The organism is Ekhidna sp., from assembly GCF_965227465.1.
Lineage (GTDB): Bacteria > Bacteroidota > Bacteroidia > Cytophagales > Cyclobacteriaceae > Ekhidna.
Genome location: NZ_OZ245746.1, coordinates 2,753,193 through 2,769,687, shown reverse-complemented (window position 1 = coordinate 2,769,687; position 16,495 = coordinate 2,753,193). Strand labels below are relative to the sequence as shown.

The 16,495-nt window shown below is 40.0% G+C and carries 14 protein-coding genes; 9 read left to right on the top strand and 5 right to left on the bottom strand.

Going from position 1 to position 16,495, the window contains the following annotated elements; translation table 11 throughout:
• Positions 1-7 precede the first annotated feature (7 nt).
• Genes ACO05G_RS12050 through ACO05G_RS12035 form a run of 4 tightly spaced genes read right to left on the bottom strand, consistent with a single transcriptional unit; the run spans position 8 to position 4,667 of the window.
• Positions 8-778 (bottom strand): MBL fold metallo-hydrolase, encoded by a 771-nt coding sequence (locus tag ACO05G_RS12050; protein WP_421763013.1) that lies wholly within the window; start codon positions 776-778, stop codon positions 8-10.
• Entirely contained in the window at positions 775-1,050 is a 276-nt protein-coding gene (locus tag ACO05G_RS12045) for a hypothetical protein (RefSeq protein ID WP_421763012.1), read from the bottom strand. Before ACO05G_RS12045 ends, ACO05G_RS12050 begins: the two co-directional genes overlap by 4 nt.
• Entirely contained in the window at positions 1,040-1,414 is a 375-nt protein-coding gene (locus ACO05G_RS12040) for a response regulator (RefSeq protein WP_421763011.1), read from the bottom strand. Before ACO05G_RS12040 ends, ACO05G_RS12045 begins: the two co-directional genes overlap by 11 nt.
• Complete coding sequence (locus tag ACO05G_RS12035; protein ID WP_421763010.1) at positions 1,407-4,667, bottom strand: PAS domain S-box protein; 3,261 nt, start codon at positions 4,665-4,667, stop codon at positions 1,407-1,409. Before ACO05G_RS12035 ends, ACO05G_RS12040 begins: the two co-directional genes overlap by 8 nt.
• A gap of 32 nt (positions 4,668-4,699) precedes the next feature.
• Here ACO05G_RS12035 and miaA point away from each other — a divergent pair, with 32 nt between their 5' ends.
• The 9 genes from miaA to ACO05G_RS11990 all read left to right on the top strand — a co-directional run bounded on the left by miaA (position 4,700) and on the right by ACO05G_RS11990 (position 15,672).
• A complete protein-coding gene (gene miaA / locus ACO05G_RS12030) occupies positions 4,700-5,617 on the top strand; it encodes a tRNA (adenosine(37)-N6)-dimethylallyltransferase MiaA (protein WP_421763009.1) in 918 nt (305 codons plus the stop codon).
• Positions 5,618-5,652: 35 nt separating this feature from the next.
• Positions 5,653-6,936 (top strand): hypothetical protein, encoded by a 1,284-nt coding sequence (locus ACO05G_RS12025; protein ID WP_421763008.1) that lies wholly within the window; start codon positions 5,653-5,655, stop codon positions 6,934-6,936.
• A complete protein-coding gene (locus ACO05G_RS12020; protein WP_421763007.1) occupies positions 6,929-7,936 on the top strand; it encodes a Gfo/Idh/MocA family protein in 1,008 nt (335 codons plus the stop codon). The genes ACO05G_RS12025 and ACO05G_RS12020 overlap by 8 nt, the downstream gene beginning before the upstream one ends.
• Positions 7,929-8,768 (top strand): hypothetical protein, encoded by an 840-nt coding sequence (locus tag ACO05G_RS12015; RefSeq protein WP_421763006.1) that lies wholly within the window; start codon positions 7,929-7,931, stop codon positions 8,766-8,768. The genes ACO05G_RS12020 and ACO05G_RS12015 overlap by 8 nt, the downstream gene beginning before the upstream one ends.
• Positions 8,761-9,582, top strand: coding sequence for an N-acetylmuramic acid 6-phosphate etherase (gene murQ / locus ACO05G_RS12010; RefSeq protein WP_421763005.1), 822 nt, complete (start codon positions 8,761-8,763; stop codon positions 9,580-9,582). The genes ACO05G_RS12015 and murQ overlap by 8 nt, the downstream gene beginning before the upstream one ends.
• Before the next feature lie 177 nt (positions 9,583-9,759).
• Positions 9,760-12,375 (top strand): TonB-dependent receptor, encoded by a 2,616-nt coding sequence (locus ACO05G_RS12005; RefSeq protein WP_421763004.1) that lies wholly within the window; start codon positions 9,760-9,762, stop codon positions 12,373-12,375.
• A gap of 20 nt (positions 12,376-12,395) precedes the next feature.
• Entirely contained in the window at positions 12,396-14,108 is a 1,713-nt protein-coding gene (locus ACO05G_RS12000; RefSeq protein ID WP_421763003.1) for a choice-of-anchor J domain-containing protein, read from the top strand.
• An 85-nt stretch (positions 14,109-14,193) separates the two neighbouring features.
• Positions 14,194-15,093 carry an endonuclease/exonuclease/phosphatase family protein gene (locus ACO05G_RS11995; RefSeq protein ID WP_421763002.1) on the top strand — a complete coding sequence of 300 codons (900 nt, stop codon included), beginning with the start codon at positions 14,194-14,196 and terminating at the stop codon, positions 15,091-15,093.
• A 9-nt stretch (positions 15,094-15,102) separates the two neighbouring features.
• The gene (locus tag ACO05G_RS11990; protein ID WP_421763001.1) at positions 15,103-15,672 is read left to right on the top strand and encodes a hypothetical protein; all 570 of its coding nucleotides are present in this window, start codon (positions 15,103-15,105) and stop codon (positions 15,670-15,672) included.
• Here the strand turns inward: ACO05G_RS11990 and ACO05G_RS11985 are convergent.
• Positions 15,665-16,477, bottom strand: coding sequence for a ParA family protein (locus ACO05G_RS11985; RefSeq protein ID WP_421763000.1), 813 nt, complete (start codon positions 16,475-16,477; stop codon positions 15,665-15,667). The genes ACO05G_RS11990 and ACO05G_RS11985 overlap by 8 nt on opposite strands.
• Positions 16,478-16,495 lie beyond the last annotated feature (18 nt).

Below are 16,495 nucleotides of genomic sequence, written 5' to 3'. Positions count from 1 at the left end.
TTGGCAATTAATGATCCTCAATTGACAATTGCAGTCCATCCCAGGCTAGCTCAATGTTCTCAGGTAGTTCCTTAGAAACTTCAGCGTGTAATCCAAGTCGGTGACTGATGTGGGTGAGGTAGCCTTTCTCCGGATTTAATTCCTGCATCAATTCGACCGCCTCATCCATGGTGAAATGACTGATGTGATCTTCTTTCTGCAATGCGTTTAAGACGATCACTTTTGATCCTTTGATTTTTTCTTTTTCCTCTTCTGAGATATAGTTAGCATCGGTGATGTAGGTAAAATCTCCAAAACGAAAACCGTAAACAGACAGCTTATGGTGCATCACCTCAACAGGTACAATAGTTTGTCCCTCTACTTCAAACGGAGAACCATCAAGCGTATGAAGTGCTATTCTGGGTATTCCCGGGTATTTACTCTCTGAAAAGATGTATGAAAACTCCCTTTTCAGCTGGTCTTGCACCTCTGTTCGGGCATAAACAGGCATATCCTTTTTTTGCCGAAAGTTGTAGCTTCTGATGTCATCCATTCCGGCTGTATGGTCTTTATGCGCATGCGTGAAGAGCACCGCGTCTAACCGATTGACTCGAGCTCGCAACATTTGCTGACGGAAATCAGGTCCGGTATCTACAACAATATGGACACCATTCATTTCAACAAAAATGGAAGACCTCAGTCGATTATCTCTAAAGTCCACTGAAGTACAAATATCGCAATGACAACCAATGACGGGTACCCCTTGTGAGGTTCCGGTACCAAGAAACGTGACCTTCACAGCTGCAATTGATTATTGGTGATTTCTGAATACAGCTTTTTATTGTTTTCGCTGAGTCTGGATGGGTCGATCCGAATGGACCTAATGATTTCAATGAGACTGTTGACCTTACCTTCAAGAGCGAAAAACTTATTGACAACAGCGACCTTACTTTCATTCAGAATGCAGTATCCTGATTGAAAATTTCCTTTCTCGTACCGAAGGATGTAGTCAGTTTCGGAGAGGATATCCTCCAGTTTATTTAAAAAATGATTGGTGTATTTAATTGTCATCCGTATACTTTTTCACCATTTCTACCACAGAATCATAATTCAGCGGCTTAGGGATGAAAGCATTAATTCCTACCTGCTCAAAATCCTCCATTGTATAATTATTCGCATTGCCTGTAATGGCAATTATTGGGATGTTGTTGTTGCTCCCATCCATGCTCCGAATTTGTTTGGCGCATTCCATGCCATCCATGACGGGCATATGTATATCTAATAAAACCAGGCTGAAATCATCCTTTTGCAAAAGATCGAGGACTTGTTGTCCATTTTTGACAGAGGAGATCTCATAGTTTAGTTGAGACAAGATTTTTCTCGTTAGGTTTTGAATTACGCTGCTATCTTCAGCTACAATTATTTTTTTACTCATTGGTGACTAATAGATTTTGGCTACTTTCTTTAAACTCATTAAACAAGTCCTTCAAAACTTGTACTTCACTATCTAACCCTTCAAATTTATTTTCTTTTAATCGTTTTTCAATAAAAGCTGCTTGCTTGGATAATTTTTCTACTCCTAATGTCCCCGCATTTCCTTTTAAGGTGTGAAGTTCGCCTTTCATTTTCTCATAATCCTTGCTGGCAAGAAACTTCTCCGTATTAGTCACAAGTAGCTCAGCTTCCTCTTCAAAGTCTATCAATGTTGATTCTATGAGTTCCTGCCCTCCAAATTTTGCCAGCTGATTGAGTGTATTTTGATTGATAACTAATTCCTCCGTTTTTTCTGCAATCGAGTCAATGGAAACTTCAAGAGGTTTAAAGTCAACCCACTTTTTGATTTTTTCAATTAACATCTCGGCTTTAATGGGTTTGGCGAGATAGTCATCCAGCCCTGCCTTCAGGAATCTCTCCCGATCTTCTTCCATGGAGTATGCTGTCATGGCAATAATGGGAGTATTAGATCCATGCTCGAGTTTTCTCACCTCAGATGTAGCTTTTATCCCATCCATTTTAGGCATTTGTATGTCCATGAAGATTAAATCAAAATCTTCCTGAGAGATTTTTTCAATCGCATGAAATCCATCAAAAGCTTCTTCTACCTGGCACCCGGACTTAATCATGATACTGCTTGCCACTTTTCTGTTCACATCATTATCATCCACAAGTAAGATTTTTGGCTGTTTGCCGGTAAATTCTTTCGTAAATGGTTTGTCGGTTTTAGTAGCCTTTACCAGGTCTGGAGAAACTTCCTCTGCCATGAATGTAAACCAAAAGGTGCTGCCCAGCCCTGGGGTTGAAACTACTCCAATCTCTCCTTTCATTGATTTAACTAACTCGCGTGATATGGCCAGTCCCAATCCGGTTCCGCCAAAATTCTTAGAGCTACTATTATCCAATTGATGGAAGCTTTGAAACAAGCTCTTTTGATCTTCTTCGGAAATGCCGATACCTGAATCTTTGATGGAAACTTTAAACACAAATTGTTTACCTCTCTGCTTGACCAGGCGGATGCTCATATTGATGTTTCCTTTGCTTTCACTGAATTTAATGGCATTAGAAGTCAGGTTAGAAAGGACCTGGATTAGCCTGGTTTCATCCCCAAGAATCCAATCCGGAATTTTTTCGTCAATGTGATAATAAAGGTTATTGTCTTTCGATGAGGCCTGCTGAGAAAATAGATCGTATACTTTTTCGATTGTTTTCACCAGATGAAGAGGTTGCTGCCGAAGGTCCATTTTACCGGCCTCAATTTTAGAAAGGTCAAGTATATCATTCAAAATGTTGAGCAATGTCTGAGAGGATTTATTAATCGTTTTAACATACTCAGACTGTTCGTTATCCAAACTCGTACTGGCCAGCAGGTCAATCATCCCAATGATTCCGTTCATCGGAGTTCGAATTTCATGACTCATGTTTGCAAGAAATCGCTCTTTGATTTTTAATGAACGTTCTGCCATCTCCTTGGCTCTTTTCAGTTCTTCATTGGTCTTTTTCAGTTGAGATATGTCCCTTGCTACCCCCTCTATTTCTACAGATCCATCGTCCTTGTTAATTAACCTGATATTAAAAAAGAATTGCAGCTTATTTCCTTTTGCCGTTTTCAGCGTCCCCTCTACGTTTCTTATCCGTTCTTCTTTCGTTATTCTTTTTCCAATTTCTAAAATTTGCCTGGTTCTGTCTGCATATTCCAAGATATTGGTATTTATCACCTCGCTCGACGCATAACCCAAGACTTCCTGTACTGAAGGACTAATCATCGTGATTTTTCCTTCTGTATCACATCGAAAATAGATGTCCTGAAAGGATTCAAATATGGTACGGAATTTTTCTTCACTCGCTATTAACGCACTCTCTGACTCCTTCTTTTCGGTTATATCATTCGCAATGATGGAAAGCTCTTCAATTCGTCCATTGGGTAAGAATATGGGGTTGACAAAAACCTCACGCCAGACCATCTTCCCATTCTTGTCCAGATTGTTCGTTTGAAAGTTGATGAATTTTCCTTTGAAGGCATCAGCATATTTGGCAATCCAAAATTTCTTAACCTCCTTGTTCAACAGGTCATGATCTACCTCATTGATACTGGTCCCAACTTTTGGTGCTATGCCATAGTATTTCTTGAATGCGGTCTCATAATTTTGATTGAAAGAGGTAAATCTAAAATCCCGATCAACAGACCAGATTTCGTGTGTGCTACTATCGAATATGGCTCCTAAAGTGGCTGCCTGGTTTTCAATCTTTTCCTCTTTGTGCTGGCGCTCCATGGCCAGACTTATCTGGCCACCGATATAGTCAAGTAGCTCCAGATCTTTATTGTTAAAGGCACTCTGGTCATGGTAGCTGCAAATGGACATTACTCCCATTTCAGAAGCTGTTCGAATAATTACTCCCAGCCAAATCTTAGGAATAGGGTCTTTGAATTCGATTTTATCCTGCTGACCAATCTTTTCTATTCCATCTTTATAAATAATCAGCGATCGGTCGCGTTGGACCGTGTAGTCCATGAGTGTTTGATCTACGTCAAAAGAGAAATTTTCAGATTCTGCATTCTGATTGATCCAGAAAACTTTCCGGTACTTCCTACCTTCTTTTAAGGAAATTTGAAAGTTTTGGACCTTCAACATTTGATTTAGCTGATGGTAGATATTCTTGTAGAGTTGCTCTAAGTCATTCTCAGTAATGGTAATGTTTGCAATCTGATAATACAGACTCTGAGCACTTTCTGCCCGAATTCTCTCGGTGATATCATAAAATACGCATCGATATTCTACCGGCTCATCATTCTCGAAAACAGACGTCATTTTGCCTGTCACATATATGTTTTTCCCCGACTTAGAAATCAGGACCGTCTCAAACCGTTCGAAACGGCTACCTGCTGTAATTTTTAAAATATTTTGAAGAGTGCCTCTTTGATATTCATGATGTACTGCTTGAAGAAATTTCATGTCAATAATTTCTTCTTCTGAGTAGCCGAGTTTTTTCTTGACAGCTTCATTGGCAAAGCGAATTTCTCCGGTGCGCCTAAAAATGATAATCAGGTCATTTGAGTTGTCAAAAAGGTCTTTGAGGTTTTGATTGGTCTTTTCAACCAGCGTGTAATAATCTCGCTGAGTATTATCTAACTGACCTTGAAGCTTGGCTATTTTCTTCTTTAGTTCATCAATATCGTTTTCTACCTCAGCCATATCGAATAAAATTAGGCATTTTAGCCATTCAAATGATGGCTATTTCGAACAAACCCTTATTAATATCTATCGTTGGACCTACCGCCGTAGGTAAGACAGCTCTGGCTATTCAACTTGCACAATGGCTGGAAACGGAAATTATCTCCGCCGATTCACGACAATTTTATCAGGAGATGACCATTGGCACGGCCAAGCCATCTCCCAAAGAACTAGCGTTAGTTCCACATCATTTTATAGACTCCCATTCCATAAAGGAAATTTATAGCGCTGGAGCATTTGGTAGAGATGCGGAGAAAAAAATTGTTGAAATTCATCAAACTAAGAAGACCGTTATCGCGGTTGGCGGATCAGGACTGTACTTGAAAGCTATATGGGAAGGGTTTGATGACATGCCGGAGGTCGATCTCAATATCCGAAAAGAGTTAAATGAAGAGCTTGGAGAGAATGGCTTGACTCACTTGCTGGACCAGTTAAAAGACTTGGATCCGGAATATTATGAAGAGGTCGATAAAATGAATGGTCAGCGGATCATTCGAGCATTAGAGGTTATCCGTGGAACCGGGAAGCCTTTTTCTTATTTCAGGCGCGCGAATACGAGAGAGATGCCATACGAGCAGTTAAAAATCGGGTTGAATTTGGAAAGAGAAAAACTTTTTGAACGAATTAATCTGAGGATGGACCTGATGATAAAAGCCGGACTTTTTGAAGAAGCTAAAGCTCTTTATAAACACAAAAATCACAATGCCTTGCAGACGGTGGGATATTCGGAAATATTTGATTTTTTTGACAGAGCATACGACCGGGAGGAAGCGATTCGGTTGCTCAAAAGAAATAGCCGAAGGTATGCCAAAAGGCAGTTGACCTGGTTCAATAAATATGATGACATTCATTGGTTTGAACCTGATCAGGTTGATGAAATTAAAGCACTAATTGAAAAGGCACTTCTTTAGGAAGCCGGATTTATGTTGATTTGCCATTTCTACCCATGACCCAGAATCGTAAAATCTTAATCATTACCTATTATTGGCCGCCCAGTGGAGGGGTAGGAGTGCAGCGATGGATGAATTATGCCATTCAACTAAATAATCGTGGATGGGACCCAATAATTCTTACTCCTGAAAATCCGCAATTTGAGATTAAAGATGAGAAGCTTCTTGAAAAAGTAAAAGATATCCCTGTATACAAGCTACCCATATGGGAGCCGTTCAATCTGTTTCATAAGCTAACAGGAAATAAAGATCGAAAGAATGTTCAGCAGGGTTTAGTCCTTGAAAAAACGACTCGATCTTTTAAGGACAAATTGATGATTTGGGTTCGTGGTAATCTTTTGGTTCCTGACCCTCGGGTTTTTTGGGTGAGAACTGCTTCCAAAAAAGCGATCTCTCTGGTGAAAGAACATGATATAGGTACAGTAATAACAACAGGCCCGCCGCATAGTATGCATTTGATTGGCAGAAGAGTGAGGAAAGCCACCAAGGTAAAATGGGTTGCGGATTTTCGTGATCCATGGAGTGAATGGGATGTGTTAGAGAAGTTAAATACCAGCACAATCATCCGTGGCGTTCACAGAAAGCTGGAATCACGAGTCAAAGAAGAGGCTGATGTTGCAGTAACTGTGAGTGCTAGGTTAGCGCAATCATTTGGAGGCATTGAGGTACTGCATAATGGAGTCACATCAGATGCCTTGAATAAAAGTGAGCTCGAATTTTCCAACTTTACGATTGGATATTTCGGAATGTTGAATGAACTCAGAAACCCACGCCAACTATGGCAATTGCTCGATCAAATGTGTCGTGAAAATCAGGTTTTTGCTTCAAAACTGCGTGTGAGAATTGGAGGAATCGTCTCTGAATCCATAAAAGAGGAGATAGATGAATTAAGTGAACTTCGGAGTAAAGTCGAATTTTTGGGATATCTACCTCATGATTCAATGCAGGAAGAATATCGTAAATGCCACGTCTTATTGTTGTTACTGAACAAGTCCAATAATTCAAACTGGATTCTTCCCGTTAAATTTTTCGAGTACCTGAGTGCTCGGCGAATGATTTTAGGTCTTGGCGAACGAAAAAGTGACTTAGGAGACTTGATGAACCCTAAGGATGTCGGTGAAGTATTGTCTTATTCTGAAGTTGATGGTATCAGGAACTTTTTAGAAGATATTTTTGAAAATGAAAGATTACCCAATGACAAGGATGTAACATCTTTGCTTAGGGAATTTTCTCATGAAAACTTGGTCAAAAAACTGGAAGAATTAATTAGTGATGAGTAAAATTCGAATAGGAATTATTGGTTGCGGACGGATTGCCCAAAGGCATGCCAAACATATTAATAAGCTTGGAGTTTTAGCAGCAGTTTGTGATGCTAGAAAAGAGCGGGCAGATAATTTGGGCAAAGAGTATGGTGTTCCCTCTTTCGATTCTATTGATGATTTTCTTCAAACCAAAGAGATGGATGTGGTAGCCATCTGTTCCCCAAATGGACTGCATGCTGAGCATACAATAGCCTCTTTCAATGCCGGATTCCATGTTCTATGTGAAAAACCCATGGCATTAACCTCTTCGGACTGTGAGGAAATGATCAAAACAGCTGAAAGGTGCAATCGAAGATTATTCATTGTTAAACAGAATAGGTTCAACCCTGCGATCGAAGCAGTAAAGGAAAAAATTGACAGAGGAGATTTTGGGAAGATCTATTCGATTCAACTTAACTGTTTTTGGAACAGAAATTTTGACTATTACGAAAAATCCGAATGGAAGGGTACCAAGAAATTAGATGGCGGTACGCTATTTACCCAGTTTAGTCACTTTATAGACTTGTTATATTGGATGATCGGTGATGTGGAAGAAGCCTACGCAATGATTGAAAATTATGCGCATCAAGGGGTGATTGAGTTTGAGGACTCAGGAGCAGTTGCATTAAAATTCAAAAATGGAGTGCTTGGTACCGTGAACTATACGGTCAATTCCTTTGCAAAAAATATGGAAGGATCTATCACCATTTTTGGAGAAAAAGGGACTGTTAAAGTAGGAGGTCAGTATTTGAACAAATTGGAATACCAGTCTTTCGAAGGTGAAGAAATCGGAGAGCTGAAGGAAGGGAATCCGGCAAATGAGTATGGTGAGTACCAGGGCAGTATGAGTAATCACGATCGGGTTTATGAAAATCTCATTGATGTGTTGCTCAATGAAGGAAGTATTTCTACAAATGGACTAGAGGGGTTGAAAACCGTCGAGATAATTGAGAGAATTTATAAATCGGCCAATGCCTGAACAAACGTTCATTGTGGGTGACGCTGGAGGTACCGGTACTCAATGGAGAGTGGTAAACGATGGAAATATTGAGCAGTTTGAAACGATTGGGTTTAATGCTTTCACGCATAGCATTGCGGATCTTAAATCAAGCATAGCAGATGTTTTTTTAAAAGGGATTAAAAAAGATACTCCGGTATTTTTTTATGCTGCCGGAGCGGATACGACCCAACAGTGCACCGAGATTGCTTCTTCGTTGAGTTCATTATTTGGAAATCGAGTAATAGTAAAAAACGATCTTCTGGGTGTGGCAAGATCACTTTGCGGCAAGGAAGAGGGCAATGTTTGTATCCTTGGGACAGGAGCAAATGCATGTTACTACAATGGAGAAGAAGTGAATAAAGTAAGTGCTTCATTGGGATATGTTTTAGGAGACGAAGGGAGTGGTGCATACCTCGGAAAAAAGCTTTTACAAGGAGTCTTTAGAAAATACTTTTCAGACGAGGTGATCCATCTTTTTCAAAATCAATATAGCCTCACACCCCATGAAGCAATTCAAAAACTTTACACAACCCCAAAACCTAATCAACTTCTAGCCTCTTTTGCCCCTTTCATACATGAACACAAGCATCAACCGGATATGTTTAGATTGATTACATCTTCTTTTGAAGATTTTTTTGATGGATTTTTCCGGAACAGCACATCTGACCTTCCATTTCATTTTTCCGGATCGGTTGCATATCATTTCTCAGATATCTTAAGAGAGGTAGGAAATGAAAGAGGGTTTTATATTAAGAATATTGTACAGTCGCCAATTTCAGGATTAGTTTTATATCATCAAAAATATGAGTAAAACGTCTTTAACCGAATCAGATTCCCGTTATGATCATTTAGAGTCAATGACCGTGTCAGATTTATTGACCAATATCAATAAGGAAGATCAGTTTGTTGCTGGCACTGTTCAACAATGCATTCCCCAAATTGAAAGCCTGGTATCAGAAATTGTCCCCCGGATGAAAAAAGGGGGTCGTCTATTTTACATAGGTGCAGGCACAAGCGGAAGGTTGGGGATAGTAGATGCATCAGAGTGCCCGCCCACATTTGGTGTTGATCACGGGTTGGTTGTCGGAATTATTGCCGGAGGAGATGGTGCTATTCGAAAGGCAGTGGAATTTGCCGAAGATGATGCCAAGCAAGGTTGGAAAGACCTGCAAGAATTTAATGTTGGTAAGGAAGATACAGTTATCGGAATAGCTGCTTCAGGAAGAACCCCCTATGTGATCGGAGCTGTCGACTCAGCACATGAGTTTGGTTGTTTGACCGGTTGTATCACCTGTAATGAACATACAGCATTGTCCAAAGTTTCTCAATTTCCGATCGAAGCATTGGTCGGACCGGAATTTGTGACCGGTAGTACCCGAATGAAAGCGGGAACTGCTCAGAAGCTCATATTGAATATGATTTCTACCTCTGTCATGATTCAATTGGGTCATGTTTCCGGCAATAAAATGGTAGACATGCAGCTCAGCAATGATAAGTTGGTGGAGCGAGGCGTGTTGATGATAATGGATCAGTTGTCGGTCACACGAGAACAGGCAAATGATCTATTAGCTAAGCACAAAACTGTCAGGGCAGCCATTGCCAATTTTTCTAAGTCAACTACCTGATTCAAAATTTTCATTCTCTACTCGATTAGTTATTTTCGTGGCTGGGATACAGATCACTTTGCCAAATTTTGTTTGTTATCTATTTGTTAAATGTGGCCTGTGAAACTTAAACGTAAAGAAACGTCTGCTTAGATAGTAGATTCTACTTTTGCAACCTTGTAACTATAAACCAATTTTATGATGAAAAAAACTCTACTGACTTTAATGTTGGCCCTGAGTGTAACTGTAATCTTCGCACAGTCTACAGTATCAGGGAAGGTGATTGACGCGGAGACCGGTGAAGCTCTTATTGGAGCAACAATCCTTGAAAAAGGAACAAGTAATGGAGTCATTACTGATATGCAGGGAAGTTTTTCAATTGAAGTACCTAATGGTGCTACGTTGGAAATTTCTTATGTTGGATTCTTATCCAAAGATGTATCTAGTAGCTCAGATTTATCTGCGATCAGACTTGAATCAGATGCCGTTGGATTAGCGGAAGTCCAGGTAATTGCTTCATTTGCAATTGATCGTAAAACGCCGGTTGCTGTATCTAGAATCACACAAGCTGAAATTGAGACGAAAATAGGAAGTCAGGAGTTTCCTGAGATTCTTAAGTCTACTCCAGGTGTATACGCTACCAAAGCTGGTGGTGGATTCGGAGATGGAAGAATCAATGTTCGAGGATTTAACAGTGAGAATGTTGCGGTTATGATCAACGGAATTCCTGTAAATGACATGGAAAACGGTCGGATTTTTTGGTCAAACTGGGCTGGATTAACTGACGCAACTACAAGCATGCAGGTTCAAAGAGGACTTGGAGCTTCTAAAGTTGCCGTGCCATCAATCGGTGGAACAATCAATATTGTTTCTAAAGCGACTGATAGAGCTGAAGGTGGTCACGTGTATGTGGCAACAGGAAATGATGCTTATTCGAAAGTAGGATTTTCACTTTCTTCAGGATTGAAGGACAATGGATGGGCATTTACTATTTCAGGAGCTAAGACTCAGGGAGATGGTTACGTTGATGGAACCGAATTTTTAGGGTTCTCTTACTTTGCAAACATTGCGAAGAAGATTAACGATAGTCATGAAGTAACCTTCACCGCAGTGGGTGCAAAACAACGCCACGGTCAAAGACAAAACAGAAGCACACTTGAAGATTATGAATTATCTGAAAGTGGAATCAAGTACAACCCGGATTGGGGATATAAAAATGGTCAATTGTTGCATGTAGAAGATAATTTCTACCACAAACCACAGCTATCTTTAAACCACTACTGGACAATCAGTAACAAAACAGATGTCTCAACTGCAGTCTATGCTTCCTGGGGTTCTGGTGGAGGCGGAGGAACCGGTGGTGATTTTGACCCTGCCAGAAATAATCGAGTTGGTGGACCTTACGGTACACTTAATATCGATGCACTTGTAGATAGAAATGAGTCTAGTGTAACTGGTGAGTCTGAAGCTTGGCTAAGAGCATCAAGAAATGATCACAATTGGTACGGTATTCTTTCATCTGTAAATCATCAGCTGAATGAAAATATTACTTTATTGGGAGGATTGGACTTGAGAAGTTACCTGGGTAAGCACTTTTATGAAGTTACTGACTTGCTAGGTGGTGAGTTCATCTTAAATGATGATGACATCAATAATCCAGTGAGAACTTTAAGAAAAGGAGATAAGTATAACTACAACTACGATGGTCATGTAGGCTGGCAAGGTGTATTCGCTCAGGCAGAATATTCGAAAGAAAAGTTGTCTGCTTTTGTAACAGTATCTCTTTCAAATACTTCTTATGCTCAAACAGAGTATTTCAATACATTAAGTGATGAGACTAAGGCAAATATCAATTCTGATGCAGCTGTTAGAACCCAGTATGAAAATCTGGCAGGCGGAACTGAGGAGTTAAACGCATTATTAGCGGAGAATCAGAAAACGGATAATATCAATTTCTTCGGATATCAGTTCAAAGGTGGAGCTAACTACAACCTGGATGATTACAATAATGTTTATGCTAATATAGGAACGTTTTCTAAAGCTCCTTTCTACAGAAACGTGTTCACTGATCGAAGATCAAATGAAGCGAATACTGAAGCTAAGAATGAGACAATCTTCAGTGCTGAGATAGGTTATGGTATGAGAAGAGGTCCTTTGAGTTTGAATGTAAATGTTTACAGAACAGAGTGGAATAACAGAGCATATACAATCGTAAGAACGGACAATGATGGAAACACCATTTTCGGTAACATCACCGGAATTGACGCGCTCCACCAGGGTGTTGAAGTGGATGGAAAGTATACGGTAAATTCTAAACTATCGTTCACGTATATGGCTTCAGTTGGCGATTGGAGATGGCTGAACAACATCAACGATGTGATCATCGAAGATGAGAATAATGTTCAGGTTGGAGATCCAATTGATGTTTATATAGAAAACTTGAGAGTTGGGGATGCTGCACAAACAACCGCAGCTCTAGGTGTGAGATATAACTTATTGGATGGGTTATTCATTGGAGCTGATGTGAATTTCTATGATAACCTATATGCATCGTATGATCCTACCTCACGAACTTCTCCAGAGGATAATGTAGAAGCATGGAAAGTGCCTTCATATACGTTGATGGATGTAAACCTTACCTACAAGTTTATGATCGGTGATTTCAATGCGTCACTTTACGGTAACGTTTACAATTTCTTTGATGAGAAATATGTTGCAGATGCAAATGATGGAAGCAACAATGATGCTCAGTCAGCATTTGTTTACTACGGTTTTGGTAGAACCTGGAACTTAGGCCTTAAGGTTAATTTCTAATTTAAGAACAGTTTAGAATAATGAAAAAACTAAATATATATTCATTGATAATCGCTTTGCTAGCGGTTGTTGTTATCTCATGTAATCCATTACAAGATGACATAGATCAAATAGAGCAGAATCTCACTATCGTGAAAGATGTGGAATACACATTGACAGATGATGATTACGAAACATTGGATGAGATTTGTGGATGCACGGGCTTTGGAAACTTCGGAAGCGAAGAAGATGTGAAAGCCAATGTTCCTACCATTCTTGCAGAACAATTTCCAGCATTGGGCCTTGGTTCTTCTGCAGTAGTGACTTATGATTTTTTCAGAGGTTTCAATGACGATGTGGATGTTTATCTGGATGTTGTAGATGATTTGAGGTATGAATTAGGTGAGTCAGACTATGCAGTTGGAAGTGCAGAAGCAGGTGATGCCGGTTTCTTCAATAACACTGTGACGTTTGAGGATAATGTAACTGCCATTCTTAATGCTGGGGTATCTTCTCCAACTGATGGTCAAATTGTTGCAGTAACTTATGAAAAATCGGATCTGGCTTATTCAGATATCAATTTCACTTCAGCGTATTCTGAGGATTATACCAGTATCACGGATCTTTCAGCAAGTAGCTTTCAGCTTTTTGATTTGGAAGGAACCCAGGATTGGCACAAGTATGTGAGCTCGTATCCATATGAAGCTGCAAGGATGTCTGGATTTAGCAGTGGCAACCAGCCCAATACAGATTGGATGATCACACCAGCAGTTGACCTTACTGGATTTGATGATGCAGAGCTTAGAATCCAACATGTACTTAATTTCTTAGGAGATGGTGTGTTTGGAACTGATATTGCAATCAGAGTTTCTACCGATTATGATGAGGTAGACCCTGCAACTGCAACGTGGGAAGATTTGACTTTCGACGTAGAACCAGCTGGTGATAGCTGGGATCCGGTAGATTCTAAAGCCAGCTTAGCAGCTTATGCAGATGAGACTATTTATATCTCTTTCTACTATAAGTCTACAGCTGATTATGCTCCAAACTGGAGGGTAATTGATATTGCAGTCCTTCAAGGAGAGGAAGTTGAAAAGGATACGTATAATGAGTTTTATACTTACAATTCAGCAACAACATCATGGTCAGCCATTGATTACGAAGATGCTTACTTTGTATCAGATTCGGATTATAAAGCATTCGGCCTAAGCGCTGGCTACTTTACAAGTTCGGATAGAGCTGAAAATTATTTACCTGGTTTCTTATCAAAAACGCTGAGACCTTTTGCTCAGGAAGATGATACTCAGATCGTCATTTATGATTATGTCTCAAGTAGCTCAGGGGCTCAAGTCCGAGGTGACTTTTATACATTCACTGGTGGTGAATGGGTAGAGTATGCTTCGACCATTGAAGCTTCATTTAACTTCGGATTCAAAGAAGAAGGATGGGTTGCTGATAACACCATCAAGGTTTCATTCGGAACCGCTGATTATACCTGGATAGTGGACAACTTCACAGGGGTATACAATGGTGCAAGTAACATGGCTCAGTTTGGTAATTTTAGCTGTTTCAACTGGACAGAAGCTGAAAAATTTGATGTGATTAGTTCCAGATTGGAAGTACTATATCCTTCAATTGAGGAAGACCCACAACCTTTCAAGGTTACGTATTCAGAATTCTGTGGCGCTACCGCAAACAGAGTGATGACAGTAGTCTACTCAGGAGGCGAATGGACGTTGGAGAGCGATGAATAGTAATTAAGATCAATTAAATATTTAAAAGGGCTGATATTTTCAGCCCTTTTCTTTTTTACTTTTGTATTTCATTAAGCGCACTTTTATGAGAAGATATTCTTCATTCTTTTTATCTATTTTAATTCTGTCTTTAGCTGGATGTGGGGATTCAGAAAACCCCACAATTAAAGAAGATCCGGACCCGGTATTTGAAGGAGACCCTGCAGTAGTAGCGGACGCTTGTTACCCTGCTTTTGAGGAAGATGAATTGAATGTGGCTACCTGGAACATCAAGTTTTTCCCACAAAGAACAACCACAGTAGAAAAGGTCAGCGAGATCATCGAATCATTACAAGCAGATATTATTGCTGTCCAGGAGATAGCTGAGCCTGAAGAATTTGTCGATCTTGGAGAGGAGATTGATAACTGGAATGCAGTTTACAGCGACGTTAGGTATGGTCAGGAACTCGGATTTCTATATAAGGAAAGTGCGTTTGATTCTTTTGGAGAACTTACTCAATTATTTGATGATGATTCATACGCTTTTCCAAGACAAGCTGTAATGGTTGAAGCGACACATGTCAGTGGGTTGGATGTTGTGCTTATTAATATTCACTTAAAGTGTTGTGGAGAAGATGACAGTGAGGAGCAGCAAAGAAGGGCGTTGGCAAGCGCCAAACTCCAAACCTACATCAATGATAATTTGGACGATAAAGCAGTCATTTTATTGGGAGATTTCAATGATGACATCACCGATGGATTAGTAAGTCCATTTCAGAATTTCATTGACGCTGCTGATTTTACCTTTGCCGATCAGGCAGTTGCAAATGGTGACATTTCGAATTGGAGTTATCCTAGCTGGCCTAGTCACCTGGATCATATTCTAATCTCTGATGAGCTATTTGATATGGTCAGAGGCACTCAAACGCTTCTGTTAGAGTCGTGTATAAGTAATTATTCAACTACGGTCTCTGACCACCGACCGGTAGTGGCATCATTTAAATAATATGTTTTAGTGCATACCATTACTCCTTACGAGCGCTGGAATCAATACTACAATTCCAGTCACGATGAAAAGTCACCTTTTTCAGGTAAGGAGTACAATTATGACCTGTACTCCGAAAACATCTACGGATACTACATTGATCCGGCATGGGATTTTTTTGGATCTGAGACCCTCTACATCAAAATACTGTTTGCGGACTATGAGCTCGGATTTGCAGTCATAGAGATGATCGGTGAATGGAATGATGCAATCAACAATGACATTATGCAGTTCAAGCGAAATATACTGGAGCACATGATGGATTTCGGTATCAATAAATTTGCACTGGTAGGAGAGAACATCATGAACTTTCATGGGAGTGATGACTGCTACTACGAAGAATGGTTTGAGGAGGTAGAAGACGGTTGGATCGCCGGGATCAATTTCGGCGAATTCATCATCGATGAAATGAAAAATTACAACATTGATAACTACATCAATATGTCCGGCAGTCTGCAGATAGAAAAATGGCGAACGGTGCCTCCTTTAAGGTTTTATCAGCTGGTTGATGGATTAATTCAACGCAGGTTGGCTATCTAGTTTGAACTTCCTGTTTTTGTAATTTCTCAACTACTTCGGCCAGATTCAGGCGGTTAATTCTTTCAATTACTTCTTCACTGAGCTTTAGAAAATCTTCAGCTACTGCACTCTGATTCGTAAAAGCATACACAGATTCATTTTGTTCATTTGCTTCGCTTACACGGATAGATTCTCGAACCCGCTGGTCTAAAATCAAGTTTCCTAGCTGTTGTTCTGCCTCCCTGGCAATTTTCTGATGAAACAGGGTCTGCTTTCTGTATTGATTAAAGAAAATGCCAAGTATCTGAAGGGCATGCTCGTGATTGACACTTTGCAGATAGGTCAAGAGTTTTTTAAATCCAGCAACAGAGAACGATCCGGGTGTGGCTGGAATTAAGATGCTGTTGATATTGGCAAGAAATGACTTGACTGTCACACCAAAGTGAGTGGGGAAATCAAGAAGAATGAAATCATAGTCATGTCTGATAGCGGATAACAGCTTATAGAAAATGATGTGTCCAAAGGAAATAAATTGCGTGTTTGATTCCATTTCTGCCATCCGATAATCCCCGGGTATCAAGTGTAGGTATTGATGTATTTCCAGGGGTTGAATATCCGGTTGTTCATTGTGGAGAAATTCCTTCGTCAGCGAGAATAGTGAATGATGATGGTCTGAATCAGTAAGAGCTTGAGTAAGATTGGCTTGTGGATCACAATCGATGACCAGTACTTTAAATGACCTGGACCAGCTGTGAGCAAGGCTTAGCACGGTGCTTGTCTTGCCAACACCTCCTTTGAAATTATAAACTGCTATCGATTGGGACATCCTCTCCTTTTAATTATT